Origin of the sequence: Candidatus Accumulibacter meliphilus (genome assembly GCF_036625345.1) — a bacterium.
In the GTDB taxonomy this organism is placed as follows: domain Bacteria; phylum Pseudomonadota; class Gammaproteobacteria; order Burkholderiales; family Rhodocyclaceae; genus Accumulibacter; species Accumulibacter meliphilus.
The window spans coordinates 441,982-460,691 of sequence record NZ_JAZKTZ010000001.1; the positions used below are offsets into that span (position 1 = coordinate 441,982).

The 18,710-nt window shown below is 61.4% G+C and carries 22 protein-coding genes and 1 pseudogene; 7 read left to right on the plus strand and 16 right to left on the minus strand.

Annotated elements, in window-relative coordinates; all coding sequences use genetic code 11:
* Positions 1-114 precede the first annotated feature (114 nt).
* From V5B40_RS01980 to V5B40_RS01995, 4 genes are all read right to left on the minus strand, one after another.
* Positions 115-462, minus strand: a complete 348-nt coding sequence (locus V5B40_RS01980) for a type II toxin-antitoxin system RelE/ParE family toxin (protein ID WP_332352892.1) — start codon at positions 460-462, stop codon at positions 115-117.
* Complete coding sequence (locus V5B40_RS01985) at positions 459-698, minus strand: type II toxin-antitoxin system ParD family antitoxin (RefSeq protein ID WP_332352894.1); 240 nt, start codon at positions 696-698, stop codon at positions 459-461. The genes V5B40_RS01980 and V5B40_RS01985 overlap by 4 nt, the downstream gene beginning before the upstream one ends.
* A gap of 74 nt (positions 699-772) precedes the next feature.
* The gene (locus V5B40_RS01990; RefSeq protein ID WP_332352895.1) at positions 773-1,528 is read right to left on the minus strand and encodes a lytic transglycosylase domain-containing protein; all 756 of its coding nucleotides are present in this window, start codon (positions 1,526-1,528) and stop codon (positions 773-775) included.
* A gap of 7 nt (positions 1,529-1,535) precedes the next feature.
* Complete coding sequence (locus tag V5B40_RS01995; RefSeq protein WP_332352897.1) at positions 1,536-1,889, minus strand: hypothetical protein; 354 nt, start codon at positions 1,887-1,889, stop codon at positions 1,536-1,538.
* A gap of 39 nt (positions 1,890-1,928) precedes the next feature.
* On the opposite strand from V5B40_RS01995, the gene V5B40_RS02000 reads away from it, so the two are divergent.
* A complete protein-coding gene (locus V5B40_RS02000; protein ID WP_332352899.1) occupies positions 1,929-2,279 on the plus strand; it encodes a heavy metal-binding domain-containing protein in 351 nt (116 codons plus the stop codon).
* A 282-nt stretch (positions 2,280-2,561) separates the two neighbouring features.
* Here V5B40_RS02000 and V5B40_RS02005 read toward each other — a convergent pair whose 3' ends face one another.
* Positions 2,562-3,068, minus strand: a complete 507-nt coding sequence (locus V5B40_RS02005) for a hypothetical protein (protein WP_332352900.1) — start codon at positions 3,066-3,068, stop codon at positions 2,562-2,564.
* Between the two features lie 30 nt (positions 3,069-3,098).
* A complete protein-coding gene (locus V5B40_RS02010; protein WP_332352902.1) occupies positions 3,099-3,257 on the minus strand; it encodes a hypothetical protein in 159 nt (52 codons plus the stop codon).
* A gap of 256 nt (positions 3,258-3,513) precedes the next feature.
* Here V5B40_RS02010 and V5B40_RS02015 point away from each other — a divergent pair, with 256 nt between their 5' ends.
* The gene (locus tag V5B40_RS02015; RefSeq protein ID WP_332352904.1) at positions 3,514-5,181 is read left to right on the plus strand and encodes an ATP-binding domain-containing protein; all 1,668 of its coding nucleotides are present in this window, start codon (positions 3,514-3,516) and stop codon (positions 5,179-5,181) included.
* A gap of 47 nt (positions 5,182-5,228) precedes the next feature.
* Here the strand turns inward: V5B40_RS02015 and V5B40_RS02020 are convergent, their stop codons facing one another.
* From V5B40_RS02020 to V5B40_RS02040, 5 genes are all read right to left on the minus strand, one after another.
* A complete protein-coding gene (locus V5B40_RS02020; protein ID WP_332352905.1) occupies positions 5,229-5,690 on the minus strand; it encodes a YccF domain-containing protein in 462 nt (153 codons plus the stop codon).
* Between the two features lie 116 nt (positions 5,691-5,806).
* Positions 5,807-8,008 (minus strand): SF1B family DNA helicase RecD2, encoded by a 2,202-nt coding sequence (gene recD2 / locus V5B40_RS02025; protein ID WP_332352906.1) that lies wholly within the window; start codon positions 8,006-8,008, stop codon positions 5,807-5,809.
* Between the two features lie 237 nt (positions 8,009-8,245).
* Entirely contained in the window at positions 8,246-9,124 is an 879-nt protein-coding gene (locus V5B40_RS02030; RefSeq protein WP_332352907.1) for an HDOD domain-containing protein, read from the minus strand.
* A gap of 45 nt (positions 9,125-9,169) precedes the next feature.
* Entirely contained in the window at positions 9,170-9,529 is a 360-nt protein-coding gene (locus V5B40_RS02035) for a hypothetical protein (RefSeq protein ID WP_332352908.1), read from the minus strand.
* Positions 9,530-9,675: 146 nt separating this feature from the next.
* Positions 9,676-10,080 carry an FmdB family zinc ribbon protein gene (locus tag V5B40_RS02040; protein ID WP_332352910.1) on the minus strand — a complete coding sequence of 135 codons (405 nt, stop codon included), beginning with the start codon at positions 10,078-10,080 and terminating at the stop codon, positions 9,676-9,678.
* A gap of 72 nt (positions 10,081-10,152) precedes the next feature.
* Here V5B40_RS02040 and V5B40_RS02045 point away from each other — a divergent pair, with 72 nt between their 5' ends.
* Positions 10,153-10,758, plus strand: a complete 606-nt coding sequence (locus V5B40_RS02045; RefSeq protein WP_332352911.1) for a plasmid pRiA4b ORF-3 family protein — start codon at positions 10,153-10,155, stop codon at positions 10,756-10,758.
* Between the two features lie 166 nt (positions 10,759-10,924).
* On the opposite strand, the gene V5B40_RS02050 is transcribed toward V5B40_RS02045, so the two are convergent.
* Entirely contained in the window at positions 10,925-11,500 is a 576-nt protein-coding gene (locus V5B40_RS02050; RefSeq protein ID WP_332353237.1) for a DNA-3-methyladenine glycosylase I, read from the minus strand.
* Positions 11,501-11,579: 79 nt separating this feature from the next.
* Positions 11,580-11,774: a hypothetical protein gene (locus V5B40_RS02055; RefSeq protein ID WP_332352912.1), complete on the minus strand. Its 195-nt coding sequence runs from the start codon at positions 11,772-11,774 to the stop codon at positions 11,580-11,582.
* Positions 11,775-11,890: 116 nt separating this feature from the next.
* Between V5B40_RS02055 and V5B40_RS02060 the strand changes: the two genes are divergently transcribed.
* Genes V5B40_RS02060 through rfbC form a run of 3 tightly spaced genes read left to right on the plus strand, consistent with a single transcriptional unit; the run spans position 11,891 to position 13,601 of the window.
* Entirely contained in the window at positions 11,891-12,175 is a 285-nt protein-coding gene (locus V5B40_RS02060) for a hypothetical protein (RefSeq protein ID WP_332352913.1), read from the plus strand.
* Positions 12,172-13,059, plus strand: a complete 888-nt coding sequence (gene rfbA, locus V5B40_RS02065; protein ID WP_332352915.1) for a glucose-1-phosphate thymidylyltransferase RfbA — start codon at positions 12,172-12,174, stop codon at positions 13,057-13,059. The genes V5B40_RS02060 and rfbA overlap by 4 nt, the downstream gene beginning before the upstream one ends.
* Positions 13,056-13,601, plus strand: coding sequence for a dTDP-4-dehydrorhamnose 3,5-epimerase (gene rfbC / locus V5B40_RS02070; RefSeq protein WP_332352917.1), 546 nt, complete (start codon positions 13,056-13,058; stop codon positions 13,599-13,601). Before rfbA ends, rfbC begins: the two co-directional genes overlap by 4 nt.
* Positions 13,602-13,727: 126 nt before the next feature.
* Here the strand turns inward: rfbC and V5B40_RS02075 are convergent, their stop codons facing one another.
* The 3 genes and pseudogenes from V5B40_RS02075 to V5B40_RS02085 form a co-directional block, all read right to left on the minus strand.
* A complete protein-coding gene (locus tag V5B40_RS02075; RefSeq protein WP_332352919.1) occupies positions 13,728-14,585 on the minus strand; it encodes a DUF4338 domain-containing protein in 858 nt (285 codons plus the stop codon).
* The gene (gene tnpC, locus V5B40_RS02080; RefSeq protein ID WP_332352921.1) at positions 14,582-15,658 is read right to left on the minus strand and encodes an IS66 family transposase; all 1,077 of its coding nucleotides are present in this window, start codon (positions 15,656-15,658) and stop codon (positions 14,582-14,584) included. The genes V5B40_RS02075 and tnpC overlap by 4 nt, the downstream gene beginning before the upstream one ends.
* Before the next feature lie 840 nt (positions 15,659-16,498).
* Positions 16,499-17,683, minus strand: a pseudogene (locus V5B40_RS02085) (transposase).
* Between the two features lie 90 nt (positions 17,684-17,773).
* Between V5B40_RS02085 and V5B40_RS02090 the strand changes: the two are divergent.
* Positions 17,774-18,706 carry an IS1595 family transposase gene (locus tag V5B40_RS02090; RefSeq protein ID WP_434735821.1) on the plus strand — a complete coding sequence of 311 codons (933 nt, stop codon included), beginning with the start codon at positions 17,774-17,776 and terminating at the stop codon, positions 18,704-18,706.
* Positions 18,707-18,710: the final 4 nt, after the last annotated feature.

The following is an 18,710-nucleotide window of genomic DNA, read 5'->3' on the forward strand; positions in this document are numbered from 1 at the left end:
GCCGTGTGCGCAGGAAGGTCGTTCGCGGCGAAAGGTGACAGAAGAACTGCTTCCGGAAGGCGAACTGCGAACAGGGCGAGCCGCCAAGCAGCGGCTAGCTTGGAGGCCGGGCGCTCAATGGGCATCGCCCGTGTCGAAAGCTGCGACATCGAGCAGCCACGCTGGCATCTCTCGCTTACTGTGGAGCACTCGCCAGACGTCAATGTGGTCGCTGTGCTCGACGTAAAAGACCAAGTGCGGGTAGCGTGCCAAGGGCCAGGAACGAAGACCCGGCAGGTTCAATTCATGTGCGTAGCGCGGTGAGCCGGTGCCAGGGCGACGGCCGACGTGGGCGTAGCACTGTTCCAGAGCTTCGATGAAGCCCGGAGCAGCCGGCTTCGCGTCTGCACTCAGGTAATGCTCGATTGCCTCGGCGCTGTCCTCGTTTGCCAACTCACGGGGGATGACCTGCTTGATGTTCACCCGCCGGCGCGTCCACGGACGCGGTCACGTAGGTCAGCAAAGTATTTGGCATCGGCTGCCCCTGCCGGGCGGGACGAGGCCCCCGCCAATAGTAGGCTGCGCAGCTGCTGGCGATCCTGATCCTTGCGGATCAACTCGCGTACGTATTCGCTGCTGGTACCATAGCCGCGCTGCGAAACCTGCTCGTCAACGAAGGTCTTGAGTGCATCGGGCAAGGAAATATTCATGGTGCTCATGAAACCATCCTAGGTCGCTTGGCAAAAATCGGCAAGCTGGCCTGGTTCCGTGCGCCATGAAGTGCCGCTCTGATTCAGTCGAGCTTGTTTTCTTTCGCGCCTTTTGCGGGAATGGTCATGGACAGGCGCTTGCCCTTGACTCCCGTGCTGAAGACGCTGGCTTTTAGCCTTGGTATCGCTGGCGTGGGTTGATACCACTGATAGATCTGCGTGACCAGTTGCACGTAATTGCGAGTTTCCGGGTACGGCGGAATGGTGTTCTTGTATTGCTGGACTGCGCCTTCGCCGGCATTGTACGAAGCCAGCACCAGGTCTTGCTGATCTGGAAACATGCGCTGCAGGTCACGCAGGTAGCGCGCGCCCAAACGGATATTGGTTCCCGGGTCGGTCAGCTTTTCTTCAATGCTCTTCTGCTGGTCAGCGCGCAAGCCATAGCGTTCGGCAGTGGCAGGCATGATTTGCATCAAGCCGACGGCTCCCTTGGGGGAAATCGCATCGGGATCGAAACCCGATTCCGCTGCCATGACTGCCTTGAGCAAGGCGGTATCGACGGCGAATTCCTTGCTCGCCGCTTTCAGGAAAGGCTCGAATTTCTTCAGATTGGGATGGCGGGACAAATAGCGCAGCAGGTCGCGTCTTTCGGCGTCCATTACCTGCGCGGAGGACGACTGTAGTGCATCGCCGCGCGCGAACAGCTTATAGCGCGCGTCGACCTTTTCGGTGGCAAGATGCGCCACGCCGTGTTCATCGACGAAGCCATAAATATTGGCTTGGACGCCCGCTGAAACGAGGCTGAGGGCAAGCCCGAGAAGAAAACCGAAAATCTGCATTCGCTAGCTACCTGCGTTGTCGTAGCCTTCGAGCCACGCTGTTCGTGCGGCTGCTGGTTGCCATGCAGCGCATGATTGTCGCGCCAGAAGGCCTGCGGAGCGCACCATGATAGCGCGCAAGCAGCCAGAGCAGGCAAGCGCAGTGCTGTGGATGGCTCTTGAAAAGAAGCGGGGCAGGCTCAATTTCCGTTGCCATTGACTCTTCCTGGGCCGCGCCGACCGCCATGTGGACAGCGTTCCGCGCCACAAAGCATGCTTCGTCCTCCTTCACCAGCAGGTCTGCTGAGGCCGCTTCTGCGACCAGCGGGACCTCCCGCAGTGAGCGGCGATGCTCGAGATCGGCCGCCGATTTGGGGTACATTAATCGACTCAACAACGCAGGATTGACCAAGGAGGCAGCATGGGCTGGTTTTCGAAGGCGGACAAGGACTTCTTTCTCGCTACGGTGCCCGGAGCGGACAGCATGCGCATCGAGAAATACCTGGGTGTCGTGAATGGCGAGGCGATCATCGGCGCCAACATTTTCAGGGATTTGTTCTCGTCGGTTCGCGACGTGGTGGGTGGTCGTGCCGGAGGCTACGAGCGTGCCCTTTCCGGTGCCCGCGATGCGGCGCTGGAAGACATGATCGAGGTCGCCAAGGAGATGGGCGCCAACGGCGTTGTCGGACTGGACTTTGATTACGAAGTGCTTGGCGAGACCAACGGAATGTTGATGGTGGCGGTCAGCGGAACGGCGGTGCGGATCGCTTGAGGGGGTGGAAAGTTGCGGACGCGGCCGCGGATCTCCAGCGCCTGCCGGAACTGTTCGATGCGAATGCGGTTGAGCTTCACAAGGCGCCGCCAGGAATGATGCCCGCAGCGCCGCCTGGTCAGGCTCGAACTGTCCGACGAGCTTGCCGATCTGCCAGTCGGCGGTGTGCAACAGTCCGAGCATTCAGGTGCGCCTGAAGGTACGGGTCGAGGAGAGCTTGATCAAGCCGATGCGTCCGACGGCCATGGTTCCCCCGCGCAGCCGCGGCGGCTCACCAAGACCTCAGGCGCCCGGTCGGCGGAAGTCATTGTCGATCCAGGCGCTGGCGCTGCTCATGGTGAGCTTGAAGCCAGGCGATACCCGGACCTGCGCCAATTGTTCGCCGAAATCGTCACAGGCGCCGAGCAGGGCATGCGGATCGTATTCGTCGGGAACGATGTCCAGCGTCACTTTGATTCGCCCGGAAGCGGTGTCTATCGTGATGCTCTTGTGATACTGCGCGTACAGCTGCTGTTCGTGGCGGCGGAGGACTTCCGACGCGGTTTTCACCAAGGTGTTGAACGCCGATACGTCGAGCGGTTTCGGATTCTTCTTGTCGCGACCCATGGTCCATGGGCCGACCAGGGCGGGCTCGGCTTCACCATCCTTGATCATTTCCACGGCCCATCCTTCGCCGTCTTCGTTCTTGATGACACGGGCGGTCCAGCCATTATTGATCCACAGGCGCGGCTCATTCACCGGATTTGGCAGTTCGCCTTCGCTCTCTTCCATGCTTTCGTTTGCTGTCATGGCTGAATTCTATCCCGCGCCGGCCGTTGCTTACTTCTTGCCGTCCTTTCCCTGCGCGGCTGCGCTACTGCTTTTGGCGTCCTGCTCGGCGGCACCCGGCTGATCGCCGAGTACGCTCTTGAGCGGGCAGATCTTGAATGCCGGGCATTTCTGGCAACCAACGACGATGGCAATCGGGCACACGGTCATGGCCGTTCCTCTTGAGGGTGGAGAAAAGACGCAGTATGAACGCGATGGCGACGCGAAAGTAGTGAGCGCCGCCTAAAAAGGGACTGCTTCGCCGTAAGCTTCGTCTCGCCCGCCAGGGGCGCGCAAAGGACGGCAAGCGCAGGGCAAGCGCAGGGCAGGTTGCGCATCCCCGCGTGGCCGTACTTTCATTCGATGCGCGATTTGCGGTAAAAGAAAACTTCGGCACTTTTTTCCGCGACAATTTTCCGGACTCGACATGGCCGCGATCGTACCCGATGGATGGCGCGAACTCTCGGTAACGGGTGCGGCGCAGCGTGAAATCGAAACGCTGGCGCTGCTCGCCGAGGGCTTGCCCGATGACTACACCGTCTACCACGCCGTTCATTGGACGAACCTCGGGCCGCGCTTTGCGCTGTACGGTGAAATCGATTTCGCGGTCGTCAATCGTGCTGGCGATCTGCTCCTGATCGAGCAAAAAAGCGGCTTTCTTGCGGAAACCCCGGATGGCCTGGTCAAGCAATACCCGGGCAAATCGAAAAGTGTGCCGATCCAGATTTCACGAATGGTCCATGTGCTGCGCGGCAAGCTTGCCAATCGCGGCGATATTGCCAGCGTGAGCACTGACGCCCTCCTGTTTTGTCCCGATTACACGGTCAGATTCCCGGAAACGGCCGGGCTGGTGCCGGAGCGCATTGTCGATGCCCGCCGCCGTGCGCAGCTGTGCGCGATCATTCAAAGCCTGCTGCCGCCGCAGGAAGAGGGCGCCGCGACCCTGAAAATCCACTATTTCCTGCGCGACCTGATCCAGCTGGATACCGATGTCAGTGCACTGATGGGGCGCGCGCGCAGCATGGTCACCCGGCTTTCCGGCGGTCTCGCCCACTGGGCGCGGCAGCTGGACTTCTCTCCGTATCGTCTGCGCGTCATCGGGACTGCGGGTTCGGGCAAAACGCAGCTCGCTCTTGCCGAATACCGGGCAACGCTGCAGGCTGGGAAACGACCGCTCTATGTCTGCTTCAACCGACCCTTGGCGGACCATTTTGCCCGCATAGCGCCGGCCGGCGGACTGGCCTGTACCTTTCATCAGTTATGCGAGCAAGGGCTGCGTCAGGTCGGCGAGACGCCGGACTTCACGCAGCCCGATGCGTTCGAAAGGCTGTTCACGCGGGCGGCAGCCCTACTCGAGTTGCAGGGCCCGGCGGATCTCCCGCCGGGAAATCCATTTTTCTTCGACACGCTCATTGTCGACGAAGGCCAGGATTTTTCGCAGCCGTGGTGCGATTATGTCCTGCGCCATGCTCGCCCCGCAGCGCGTCTGCTCTGGCTGGAGGATCCCCTGCAGAACCTGTACGGGCGGCCAAGGGTTTCCTTGCCCGACTGGATCACCCTGCATGCGCGCAGCAACTACCGCAGTCCGCGGCCAATCGTCGAGATGTTGCGGGCGCTACTGCCGGGCGATGCGGATATCGAAGCCGCTTCGCCGATTGCTGCCGAAGAAATCGCCTTAATTGCCTATGCCGATAGGGCCGGCATGATGCAGGGAGTCAAGGACGCCATTCGGGATTGCTATTCGGCTGGCTTCAAGAAGCATGATCTGGCGATCATCAGCTATCACGGCCGCGCCGAGTCGCATCTGACTTCTCTCGACCAGATCGGCCGCACGACGCTGCGTCACTTTACGGGCGCTTACGATCTCCTCGGCCAGGGCGTGTTCAGCACGGGCGATGTCCTGGTGGAGTCGGTCTATCGCTTCAAAGGCCAGTCCGCGCCGGCGATCATTTTCGCGGAGATCGATTTTGCGCAACTCGACGACAAGGCGCTGCGCAAGCTCTTCGTCGGCGCGACGCGCAGCACGATGAAGCTGGTGCTGGTGGTGCACCAAAAATCGGCCGCCCAACTGGCCGATCTCCTCGCGGCTCGCTAGCCAGCGCCGATTGCTTCAGTTTGCGAGTTGACGAGCTCGAACAAGTCCTAAACATCGCTGCGAAGCTGTGCCAATGTTGTGCTCGCCTGGGTCGCCCGCGCCGCGTCCGCGACCTCGGTGGTGACGATGGTCTTGCCGATTGGCGCCAGCGCGATGCCGGCAAGCTTCAGATGCTGAATGGCGAACGGAATGCCGATGATCGTCAGGAAGCAGGCCAGCGCAGAAGTGAGGTGGCCAATCGCCAGCCAGACCCCGGCAAAGACGAACCAGATGACGTTGCCAAGCATGCCGAGCGCGCCGGTGCCGATGTCCTCTTGCTGGTGGAGCTCTTGCCGACTGATTGCTTCCTTGCCGAAGGGAAAGAAGGAGAATTGCCCCATCACGAAGGCGGCCTTGGCCCACGGGATGCCGACGATGGTCAGCAGGGCGATCAGGCCGACCAGCCACCAGGCGAGGCCCATGACCAGGCCACCAAAAATGAACCAGAGAAGATTCCCGATTGCGCGCATTGCTCTTGCCTTTCCTTAGCGTCGGTTGATCGTGGGCACTATTGTGATGCAAAACAGAAATTCGCCCAATTTTCGTGTTCATGTCCTGGCGAAGCGCAGTTGGTGAATGGCACCGATCACGATCGGCCGCACATCATCACGAGACGTTCCTTCAGTTTCGACCAGCGCCGTTGCACCTGCTTGCCCTTGACCGCCATGGCCAGCGCTCTTTTCTGCCCGACCAGCACGACCAGCGTCTTGCCGCGGGTGATACCGGTGTAGATCAGCTTGCGCTTGAGCATCATGTAGTGCTGGGTGGAGATGGGCATGACCACCACCGGGTACTCGGAACCCTGCGCCTTGTGGATCGTCGTCGCGTAACAGAGGACCAGTTCGTCGAGTTCGCCAAACGGATAGTTGATCTCTCGGCCATCGAAAGCCACCGTGAGCTCTTTTTCGTCGGCATCGAGGGCGGTGACGAAACCGATATCGCCGTTGAAGACGTCGCGCTCATAGTTGTTCTCGATCTGCATGACCTTGTCGCCGACGCCGAAGCGGTTGCCGAACTTGTCGATGCTGTCTTCGCCGGGTGGGTTGAGCACCGCCTGCAGGGCCTGGTTGATGCCGCGGGCACCGGTGATGCCCCGGTTCATCGGGCATAGCACCTGAATGTCGCGTAGCGGATCAATCCTGAACTTGCCGGGCAGGCGAGTCTGTACCAGATCAACAACGGTCTGCGCGATGGCTTCCGGTTCCTCGGCGGCGACGAGGTAGAAATCCGAGGCTTCGCCTTTCGCGGGCAGGCTGGGAAAGACGCCCTGGTTGATCTGGTGGGCACTGCGAACGATGCGCGAGGCCGCTGCCTGGCGGAAGACTTCGGTGAGCCGGACGACCGCAACCGCGCCGGAGTCGATGACGTCGCCGAGGAACTGCCCCGGGCCGACCGAAGGCAGTTGATCGACGTCGCCCACCAGAATCAGCGTCGTGCTGGTGGCGACAGCGCTGAGTAGCTGGTTTGCCAGCGGCACGTCGATCATCGAGCATTCGTCAGCCACCAGGAGGTCGCACGCGAGGGGATTGTCGGCGTTGCGTTTGAACTGGCCGTTGATCGGATTGATCTCCGGCAAGCGATGGATGGTCTTCGCTTCCCGTCCGGTCGATTCGCCGAGACGCTTGGCCGCGCGTCCGGTGGGTGCGCAGAGCAGGGGCTTGACGCCCTTGGCGGCCATGATCGTCAGAATCGAATTCACCAGCGTGGTCTTGCCGACTCCGGGCCCGCCGGTGATGACCAGAAGTTTGCACGACAGAGCCAGACGGACCGCCTGCTTCTGGCTGTCGGCCAGTTGTATGGCCAGTTTCTGCTCCACCCAGGGAATGGCCTTGTCGGCCGCGAAGGCCGGCAGGGTCGTGACTTCGCGCTTGAGCCGCTGCACCTGAGCGGCTATCGACTGCTCGGCGTAGTACAGCGGTGCCAGAAACACACAGGCTTGTCCTTCGATGGTGTCGGGCAGCAGGACCTCGTTGGCGATCTCCTGGGCAATGGCCGCGTCGATGATCGCTGCCGGGATGTCGAGCAACTTCACCGCCAGGGGCACCAGTTCGGCATAGGGCAAGCCGCAGTGGCCCTGCTCCGACGCTTCGCTGAGCGCGTAGGAAATTCCGGCCTGGGCACGCAGGGGAGAATCCTTGGCGATGCCGACTTTCTGCGCAATCGTGTCGGCCGACAGGAAGCCGATGCCGCGGATGTCCTGGGCCAGGCGGTAGGGGTTTTCCTTGACGATGGCGATGGCTGCCTGGCCATAAGTCTTGAAGATGCGCACCGCACGCGAGGTCGATACCCCATGCGCGTGCAGGAAGACCATGATCTCGCGAATGACCTTCTGGTCGGCCCAGCCGGAAGTGATCTTTCTGGCGCGAATTTCGCCAATACCGGGAATTTCACGCAGACGCTGCGGTGAGTGCTCGATGGCATCGAACACCGCCGCGCCGAAGGCCTTCACCAGTTTTCCGGCATAGACCGGGCCGATGCCCTTGACCATGCCTGACGCGAGGTAGCGCTCGATGCCCGTCAGCGTCGTGGGCGGCGAGATCTTGACGAACACCGCGCGAAACTGACGACCGTGCTCGCGGTCGGTGACCCAGTGCCCGGAAGCCGCTGCGTACTCGCCGGGTGAAACGACCGGTGTGTGGCCGATCAGGGTGATCAGCTCGCGCTCGGCCTTCACTTTCAGGCGCAGGACGCAGAAACCGTTCTGCTCGTTGTGAAAGGTGACGCGTTCAACCAGGCCGGCAAGGCGTTCGAGTTCGGAGGCGGGGGAGGTGGAGTAGTAGTCGGACATGGCGAATTGGAGGAGTGCAGACCGTGCGTTCGGGTGCCTACACGCTGTTTTCAGCCCATGGCTGGTCGCCGATGCTCCGAGTTTAATGTGAAAGTCGCGTACGCGACTCACGAAACTCCCGTCTCCCCTTGCGGGAGAAGGGCCAGGGGAAGAGGGAAACGGTCATGACTTTCATGATCTGGGGTGTTTCCACGGGTCATGACCGTTAGGCGACTGCCACCGGCCGGGCCATGACTGCTAGCCAAATATGGTCTGCATTTGCTGGGCGTCACGGTCGATTTCCGGCAGGAGGTCGGCAAAGCGCTTGCGCAAGGCTTCTGCTTCGTCGGCATTCGGGTTGACGTCCTGAGCCAGCCATTCAAAATCCGTGCCGGCCAGGATGCTGCCAATATAAACGACGTCTGCCAGTGTCCGTATCGGGTCTGGTGCTGGCCGCAGCTGATCATGATCGATTGTCGCGTTGACGATTTCCTCAGGCATGCCGAGGGCGCCGAGTAGCGAGACGCCAATGCTTTCATGCCATTGCATGATCAGGAACCTCATGCTGTCGGGGCGGGCGCACAGCTCCGGGTATTGAGCAGCGCGGTAGAGCATGTAGAAAGCCCCGAGGTCGTGGACCAGGCCGGCCAGCAGGGCTGCGTCCTGATTGATCCGCGTGTGGGCGCGTGCAAGAACGCGCGTTGCCGCCGCGGTTTTCAGCGAGTGCGTCCAGAGGGCGACGGTGAGATCGTTGAAGATCGCGACATCCCTGGAGCGCACGAGCTGGCGCATGGCGATGGCCAGCGCCGTGGTGCGTACCAGATTGAGGCCCAGGCGGGTGATGGCTGCCTTGAGATCCAGCGCCGGCGCGCCCTGCGCCTGATAGAGAACGGAATTGGCCAGCTGCAGCAGTTTGGCGGCGATCAGGGGTTCCAGGCTGACGATGCTGCTGACGCGTGCCAGTGGCAGGTCGGGATTCTGCAGTTCCCGGCGCAGGCGCAAAGCGGCGTCGAAGCTGGTAGGAAAGACGACATCACCTTTTCCCAGTTCGTCGGCGATGTCCTTGATCATCTGGAAGCGCTGCGCGCTTAGTGCTTGTCCATGCTTGTCAGCATTTGGGTCTTGGCGTGAATTCATGACGGGTGGGGGCCTTTCTTGTCTGGTGCAGCGCTGCGGACTCGGTCACCAGTCATTGAAGGTGCCGAAGGCGATCGATTGCAGGCGCTGCCGGAAGCGTGCACCGATCCGCAGGTCGGACGATAGCTCCAGAATTCGCGCGTGCGCGATGTTGTCGGGAAAGCGCTCAAGGGTGTCAATGATCCGGCGCAGGTAGCCGCGTGTGGCGTTCGAGCCTTTGACGCGAAGAAGTTCCGCTGCGAGCGCATCGACCGTTGCCGCAGTGGGAAACGCGGCGAGCGCCTCTGCGATTGCCGTCAGGCGCGCGTAGTTGTCGGAGTTCTGCCTGAGCAGACCGAGCAGAAACACGCCCGCTTCGATCCGCCCCACATGACACAGAGAATTGAGCAGCTTGCAGCCGTCCAAGAACAGGTCTTCGTTCGCTGAGAGCGCTCGCCGGAGAATGCTGTCAATCGGGACACGCGAGAGGTCCAGGCCGTCCTCGTTCAGCCACGACGGCAGGCCGGCGGTGAATTGGGGATTCCTGGGCAAGGGACGGAGTGAGCGGCGGCTTATTGAAAAGCGCAGGCACCCGGACCATCCGGGTGGCCGCAACTGCCGCAGGGGCCAGGCATGTCATGGGCGCGCGATGCCGAGCTGCCTGGCGCGGCAAAAGCCGACAGCTTCTTGCGCAGCTCACTGCTGTGGCAGTCCGGGCACTCCGGCGCAGGTGATGACTGACGGACCAGCTTCTCGAACTCCTTGCCGCAGGCGGAGCACGCGTATTCGTAGATGGGCATGACGTCGAAACTCCCGATGATTTCGAGATGATGCCTGAAAATCCGCTTGTCTGCAGAAAGCGTGCGCAACAAGCAGCATTTCGCAGTCAATTGAAGGCAGCCATCACCGTAATCCCCACCGGGCGCTCGTGGCGCCACGGCGACCAGCACCAGGGTGGCCATCAAGCTTTTCAGCACTTTTTCCTGGAGCGAATGGAGGCAGGGGCAAAGCTTCCGTAGAATGGGAAAAAAACTGTTCAGGGAAGCGCCGTGGCCACTACTCGCAAGAATCCATCCTCGACCTTGTTTACATTGAATGTCGAACTCGTCGCTACGACGCCTCTCATCTGGCGCCAGATCGTGATCAGCGGAGACGCAAGCTTCGCCATGCTGCACCACGTCATTCAGGCCGCGATGGGCTGGCAGGATGTCCATTTGCACGAGTTCCGGGTCGGCGACATGAGAATCGGTATTCCGGACGCGGAGTACGATGAGCCCGACCAACCGGTCGCCGTCGAAAAGCGCGTCCGGCTCGACCGTCGCCTGGCGATGGGCAGCATCTTCACCTACCGCTACGATTTTGGCGACAGTTGGGAGCATCGCATCAGTGTGGAGCAGGTTCGGAAGCGCGATGATCGTTACAGTGACGGACCCGTCGCCGGGGTCGAGGCGGGCGAGCGGGCATGTCCGCCCGAGGATGCCGGTGGCGTTGGCCGCTACCAGGAGTTCGTGGACATCTACGAGAGCGACCCCTACGGCGAAGAGACCGAGCAGATGCGCACCTGGGCGGGGCTGGAATTCGATCCCGCACGCTTCGATCGGCCCGCAGCGAACGCGGCGATCACCCGCATGCTTGCCAACGGCTGGATCAAGTAAGCTGCCGCCTGATGTTGGCGTTGGTGGCCGCGCCGCAGCGCCGGATGACGGGAGGCGGTCGGTAAGCTATGGCTAGCCGGTCGGACTGGGCGCAGCAGTCGATGCTGCGCTCGGCACTGAGGGCGCCGGTGAGCGCGGTGACCTATGCCCGTAGCTGCGGCTGGAACTACCGGCGGAAGCGAGCCTGGACTTCGCCGTGACGTGGGCACGTTGTCAGATGGTCGTTGACCATGCCCGCCGACTGCATGAACGCGTAGCAAATCGTTGCGCCGACGAACTTGAACCCGGCTCGACCCAAGGCTTTGCTCATGGCCTCCGAACGTGTGGTCTTGGCTGGCACCTCGGCCATTGTCGTCCATTGATTCTGAATCGGGGCGTCATCCACGAAACGCCATAGAAAATCGCTGAATGGCTGTCCGTCGCCTGTGAGCGCGAGGTAGGCTTTGGCGTTCTGGATAGCTGCGGCCACCTTGGCGCGATTTCGGACGATCCCCGCATCGGCCAACAATGCGGCAACTTTTCGGTCGTCATACTCGGCGATCCGCGCCGGATCAAAAGCATCGAAGGCCCGCCGATAGTTTTCTCGTTTTTTGAGGATCGTCGCCCAAGACAAACCGGCCTGTGCTCCTTCCAGGATCAGCAGTTCAAACAGGGATCGATCATCGAAAAGCGGTACGCCCCATTCCGAATCATGGTAGTCACGGTAAAGGTCGAAACCTTCGCACCACGGACAAACTTGCATCGCTATCAACTCGGCGCACAAAGGGTCAGTGTACTGCCAAGAGGGCAGTGAGTGCCCGCTTCTGGCCTGGCGGGGAAGCTCAGATGCCCCTCTCTCCGATTCCAGCACGGCGTTCGCTATCGTTGCTCGCCGTGGAGAACTCGATGAGGGCGCTGCCGCTGAGAAACCGTTTGATCTGCTCGATCGTGCGAAGCTGTGTTTCGTTCATGTCGGTCACCATCTTCAGGATGATCAACCCGTTTCGTCCTTCGCCGACATCTGCTTTCAGGCTCATGTTTGAGTGGAAACACGCGGCTTTTTCTGGCTCATACCACTTTGGACAAGGCTTTTTCGAGGGTTTTGAGGAGGAAAATGGCATAATGGCGGCTTTTCATTGTGGGATCGCTGGCGATGATGCTCGGTGCAGGCGCGACCTGTGTCGATCGCAAAAGCTATCGCGAACAAATTGGCTGCGTCGGCGATCCCCGCTATTCGCCCGATGGTCGCAGGGTAAGGCGCGAATTGATCCGCAGCATACCCGCCGGCGCGTTCCCTTTGCACGCCGCCTGCGCAAGCAACTCGCGCCTCAGCCCCCGCGAACTGCAACACTCTTTTTTCTTTTCGGCTAAAACGGCCTTGCTGGCAAAGCGGCATCGCCGGCATGACAAGCAAAATTCCGGAGAAACAACCTCATGACTCAACGCAAGGGCATCATTCTCGCGGGCGGGGCTGGTACTCGACTGCACCCTGCAACCCTGTCCGTCTCGAAGCAGTTGTTGCCGGTCTACGACAAGCCAATGATCTACTACCCGCTGAGCACCCTGCTGCTGGCTGGTATCCGGGACATCCTGATCATTTCCACCCCTGAGGACACCCCGCGTTTCCAACAGCTGCTCGCTGACGGCAGCCAGTGGGGCATCAACCTGCAATACGCCGTCCAGCCCAGCCCGGATGGTCTCGCCCAGGCCTTCATCATCGGCGCCGACTTTCTCGGCAATGAGAGCTCGGCGCTGGTCCTCGGCGACAATATCTTCTATGGGCACGACTTTCATCAGATCCTTGGCAATGCCGACCTGCGCCCTGATGGCGCCACCGTCTTCGCTTATCACGTGCATGATCCGGAACGCTACGGCGTCGCTCAATTCGACAGGGCTGGCCAGGTTCTCAGCCTCGAGGAAAAGCCCACGCAAGCGAAATCCAATTACGCCGTTACCGGCTTGTACTTCTACGACAACAAGGTCGTCGACTTCGCCCGCAACCTGAAACCCTCGGCGCGCGGCGAGCTCGAAATCACCGACCTCAACCGCCTCTACCTCGAGCAGGGCAAACTCAAGGTCGAGATCATGGGCCGCGGCTACGCCTGGCTCGACACCGGCACTCACGACAGCCTGCTCGAAGCGGGCCAGTTCATTGCCACCATCGAAAAGCGCCAGGGCCTCAAGGTCGCCTGCCCGGAAGAAATCGCTCTGCGCCAAAAGTGGATCAGCCGCGAACAGCTCGAAGCGCTCGCCCAGCCGCTGGCCAAGAACGGCTACGGGCAATACTTGCTTGGCCTGCTCAAGCACGAGGTGTTCGAATGAAGGCCACCCTCTCAGCCATTCCCGATGTCGTCATCCTCGAACCCAAAGTATTTGGTGACGAGCGAGGCTTTTTCTTCGAGAGCTTCAACGCCCGTGCCTTCGAGCAAGCCACCGGCCTCAAGCGCGAGTTCGTTCAGGACAACCACTCCAAATCCGCGAAGAATGTTCTGCGCGGGCTCCACTATCAGCTTGAGAAGCCGCAAGGCAAGCTCGTTCGCGTCGTGCAGGGCGAAGTCTTCGATGTTTCGGTGGACCTACGCAAAAATTCGCAAACCTTTGGCCGCTGGGTCGGTGTACTCCTGAGCGCAGACAACAAGAAACAGCTCTGGGTGCCAGAGGGCTTTGCCCACGGCTTTTTGGTGCTCAGCGAAACGGCTGAGTTCCTGTACAAGACCACCGACTACTACGCCCCGGAATACGAGCGCGGCCTGTTGTGGAATGACCCCGCGCTGGGCATCGACTGGCCCATCGCGGGCGAACCCAAGCTTGCCGCCAAGGACTCTGTTGCCAAGCGCCTTTCCGAAGCAGAAACATTTGCCTGACGCGGAATCTTCCGGCCAACCCGCACGCGCCGGGTCGGTAAACCGATCGCTGACAGTCCATTACACGCTTGTTGTGTGTAAGTATTCGGCCAACCCGTAGTGAGCCAGCGCCGTTGGCGAGGCGGATTAGCGGCAGAGGACTGATCGGAAGGATCGGTGAAGGGGGTAAAGCCAGATGTCCTTGATCGGGAGGATCGGCTTGCTGGTGGGGCACTTCTTGCCTCGCCCAGAGGTTTGACCGACCTTGATCCAGTTGGCGGCCTGGTAGCAGGTGCCGCGATGGCGGGGCGTCTCGACGAAGGTTTCGAGCAGCACGGGGCGGTAGCCGTAGCGCGCCAGCCAGTCCTTGGGCAGTTGCCGCTGCATGAGCGAGAGGATCTTGGAGGCCAGGCCCTGGCACTGGATCCAGGGCAGAATCAGAAAACGGGCGTTGTTCACCACGAGCTGCAGGTTCCTTTGTCGCTGCTCATCGTGCCAACCGATGAATTGCTCGCGCGCAGCGAGTTTCCAGGCGCTGGCGCCGAAGCTGAGCAAGGCGACCAGGGTCTCGCCGGCGAAGACGAAGTAGCGGCTCTGACTGCCCGCCATGGGCGTGTGGCCGAGATAGTGGTAACGGGCGATGTACTCGTTCCACAGACGCGAGTTCGCCGAACCGACGACTTGGCGCACCGAAAGAGGCGGCAGGTCATGCACCGGCTGGGTGAGCAACGGTTGTGGATCGGTGGCGTGCGTGGGCCGATAGTCGGGTTGGCGAGGAGCGGCCCACCGTGCCGCCGGCAGGGTGAACAGGCCGTCGGCTTGCATGCGCAGCATGGCCACCCGGCAGGTCATGTCCTTCAGCTCGCCATTGGGCTTGCACCAGTCGAAGAGCTCGCACACCTGCCGCGAGAGCTGCGCGCGGCTGTTGCCCGGATGGGCCTCGATCAGGCCGTGGATCGTCTGCAGTTCGTCGGCGGTAAAGTGACGCCCGCAATAGCGCTTCACGAGCTATCGATGGGAGGTGCCTGAGCGACCGGGATGCCACGCATCTGGGCCAGACGATCGGTCGCCATCGCCCAGGGCAGAAAGACACTCAAATCTGTCGGCGGCTGCTTGCCGTTGGCGGCGCAGGCTTCCAGATACGCCGTCAGCCAGATGCGCGGGTTGATTTCCCACAAGCGCAGGGTCAGCAGCAAGCTGAACATCGTCGCGGCGAGTGCGCCGGACCAGTGACTGCCCGACCCATAGAAGTTCTTGCGGGCGACCACCGGCGCGCGCTGGGCGCGCTCGGCGGAATTATTGTCCATCGGCACCTCGGGGTGGTCGACAAACACGGTCAAGCCGGACCAATGCTTGTCCATGCTTCGCAGCACCTTGCTCGCCGGGATTTTGAGCGCCGGGTTCGCCAGTTCGCGTTCGCGCTGACTGGCCATCTGCGTGATCGCCTGGCGCAAGGCGCGGTCGCGTTCGGCCCACTGTGCCGGGTCGTTACGGACTTCCAGGCGCCAGCCGTTCAAGTGGTAGAGCTCACCGATCTGCTCGACCCAGGCCAGTGCCCAGTCCGAGAGATCCGGATGGGCGTTGGCCAGTTCCAGGAAGTCCCGCCGCTGGTGCGCCCAGCAGAAGGCCAGAATGAAGTGCGCAAGGACGCGCGCGAGTTTCTTGTAGGCCGAGTAGCGATCGCAGATGATGATTCCCCCGGCGCTGCCGGAGAGCTCCCGGATCGGCACCGCCGCCGAGCGACTCGGGTCGAGCACGAAGTGGATGACCGATGGGCAGTGGAACACCCAGAAATACCAGCGCTGTCCGACCTTCCCTTCGGTCTCGGCAAAGACCTGCCAGCGCGTCTCGTCCGCGTGCCACTGTTTCTCGCGGCGCAGCTGGCCAAGCAGCGCTTCTTCAAGCGGCTCGAACAGCGGCGCCAAGGCACGCAGTCCGCCGGTCACCGTTCCCGCCGAGAGCGTCAGTTGGTGATCGGACAAGTCCCGCAGAAGGCGATGCGTCGGCTGGCCGTACAAGAACTTCGACAGCAGCAGGTGCACCCAGATCGACACCCCGTACTTTCCACGCGTAATCAACGCTGAGTCGTGCCGGCGGTGGCACGGTCAGAATGCCCCGTGCGCCCGGGCACTGACAGGTCCGCCGGTAGCGCCGCCGGCAGATCTTCCGGCGGTAGCCTTTGACCTCGATCTCGAGAACTTCACTGTCTTCTGTGCCGGGAAAGTCGACGTAGCCCAGACCACAGTCCGGGCAATGCGGGCAGTCGATGTCGATGACCTCGATCTGCGTCGGCAAGTGGTTTTCCCGATTTCGCCCGTGTCCCGCGACGACTTGTGGTCCGCTGCCGGGTTCTTCTCGGCTCCCGACGAACGTTCTGACTTGCGACCAAACCGGCGTTTTTGCAGATCACGGATCTTGCCCTGGGCCTGCTCTAGCTCGCTGCGCAAGGCCGCCTCACGCGCCGCCGCTTGCTCCGCCGCTTGCGCCATTTCCACCCGATGAACGGCCTCCGATTGCGCCAAGCGGACCAGCATTTGCCGATGTTGGCTCCGCCAGAAGCTGGCCTCCCAACGGAGCTCCTGATTAGCAATGAACCTCAGCCATGTGTGCTCCCAGAGCCTGAAGGCAGGATATACTGTACGCACGTACAGTTACTGCCCAGAGGAGAGCACCATGCCGATGAATCGAATTCAGTTCCAGCCAGGCCTGTCGATGCCAGAATTTTTTGAACAGAGCCTCTTGCAAAACTCCCCCGCGGGAACTGCTGGGCCGCGGGATTCGCTCTCTGGGAGCGATTTTTGTCGCGAGGGAAGTTGCCGTGGCCGAGCGGCTAACCTGATGGCATTATTTGTCTCATTGGGGGCGACGACCGCCCTGCATCATCGGATGCACAGCGGTCGGAGAGGAAAAACGGGTGGTCATTCTCGTAATCGCATCAACTGGTCGGCGGTCAGCGCCAGGATACCGAACATCAAGTGCGCCATCACCTTGGCGTCGCCCTTGACCATGATGGTGTTGCCGCCGAATTCGTCCTTGAGCCGCGCGTTGCTGCGCTCGGCGACGGTACGTTCGTTGTAACGAATGGCCTCGGCCGGTGCGAATTCGATCTTCTCGCCGCGACGCGGGTTGTGATCGATCAGCGGAACGTGGCCGAGACTCCGGCAGTGCTCACGCAATTCCGTGCTGCAATAGGCCGCATCCATGACATCGTAGAGGTTGGTCACCCGCTCGGCACTGATCAGTGATAGCGGAATGGCGGCACGGCTGTCGTGCATCGAGGCGCTTGAGAGCAGCGCCGCGATGGGCACGCCACAGTCGGCGGTGTCGAGATGCAGCTTATAGCCGTTCCAGCTGACCTTGTAGCCTTGGGCGTTGCACTTCGTGCCGCGATCACACGCCGTCGGAATCTCATCGAGCATTTACGCCAACGTCTGCCCGCGTTGGCGCTGGATCGGCGACTCCTTCGCGGGTGGTCGTGTCTCGCCGCGCCGGGGGCGGCCACGTTTCTTCGCCGCTGGTGGCGTTTCTGGCACTGGCGCACTCGCTTCGGAAGGGCTCTCTTCCTTCGGGAGCACCGAGGGCTGTGCCGCTGGGACCTCTTCGGCCACGGCCGCCTCGCGCCGGGACGGATGTTCGCGTGCTTCAATGGCCGTACCGTCGCGGCTGATATGTCCGATCAGTTCATCCCCGAGATGGGCCTTGACGAGGGCTTCATGCACCCGCTGGCCCAAATCCGCTTGAGAAAACTCGTCGAAGGCGCGCGAGAAGGTGGCTTCAGAAGGCAGTTTCTTGCACAGAGGAAAGCCACAGATACGTCGCAGCGCACGGTCTATCGTCAGGCGCTCAATCAGCCCTACCGTGGTATTGAGCCCCAACACCGACTTAGCCACGAAAGCGTTCGCCAGCCACGCCCGCTCTACCGGCGGACGCCCCACGCCACACCAGTTCGATCCCGTGAATTCCTCAATGCGCACCCATTCCAGGATGTGCACGACCTTCTCCAACTTCGGTGTCAGCGGACCTTCAGCCCTCAACTCGGGCAGCAGTTCGTGCTGAATCACGTTCCAGCGTTGCATGATCAGTTCGCGTTGGGTAGTATCCATTTTGCGGGCGTTATGATGTTGGTCTTGAGAAACCCATCATGCCAGAAATGGCCGCCTGCGTCCTCCGCTTTCGCCCCCAGCGACGAAAAAATCAGCCCTGCAGTGTCAGTTTTGCAAGAGGCTCAACAGTATGGTTCCGAGTCCCGGTGCGAAGCGGCGCTTGAGAGGGCTCGCTGGCCAGAGGGCTTTCGCTGTCCTTGCTGCGGTACGTCGGCGCATTGTGTTCTGCGCGGTGCGAACCGCAAGATGTTCCAGTGCAACGCCTGCCGTCATCAAACCTCGCTGATTGCCGGTACCATTTTCCAGGGTACAAAGCTTGGGCTGACGATCTGGTTCCTTGCCATCTACCTGATTAGCCAGGCCAAGACCGGATTGTCGGCGCTCGCGCTCAAACGACACCTGGGCGTGAGTTATCCAACGGCGTGGCTCATTCATCACAAACTGATGCACGCCATGGCTGCACGCGAAGAGCGCTCTGTTCTCAGCGGCCAGGTCCAGGTCGATGATGCCTACCTCGGCGGCGAGCGTAGCGGCGGGAAGGCCGGGCGCGGCTCCGAGAACAAAGTCCCTTTCGTGGCCGCCGTCTCGCTCAGCGATGAGGGCCATCCTTTGCGCGTCAAGCTCTCGCCAGTGCCCGGTTTCACCCTCAAGGCGATTGCCGTGTGGGCCAGCACCAACCTGGCCGTGGGCAGCACCGTATGTTCCGATGGCCTGGCCTGTTTCAGCGCGGTCACCGAGGCCGGGTGTGTGCATCAGCCCACCGTCGTCGCGGGACGAAAGCCAAAAGAATTGCCCGAGTTTCAGTGGGTCAACACCGTCCTCGGCAATCTCAAGACCAGTTTGACCGGCAGCTACCATGCATTCGCCTTCCGAAAGTATGCCGCCCGCTACTTGGCCGCATTTGCCTACCGCTTCAACCGCCGATTCGACCTCAGGACGCTGCACGAGCGCTTGCTTCTCGCCGCAGCTCGCTGTGGCGCGCAGCCCGAGGGTACGATTCGGATGGCTGAGGTTCATTGCTAATCAG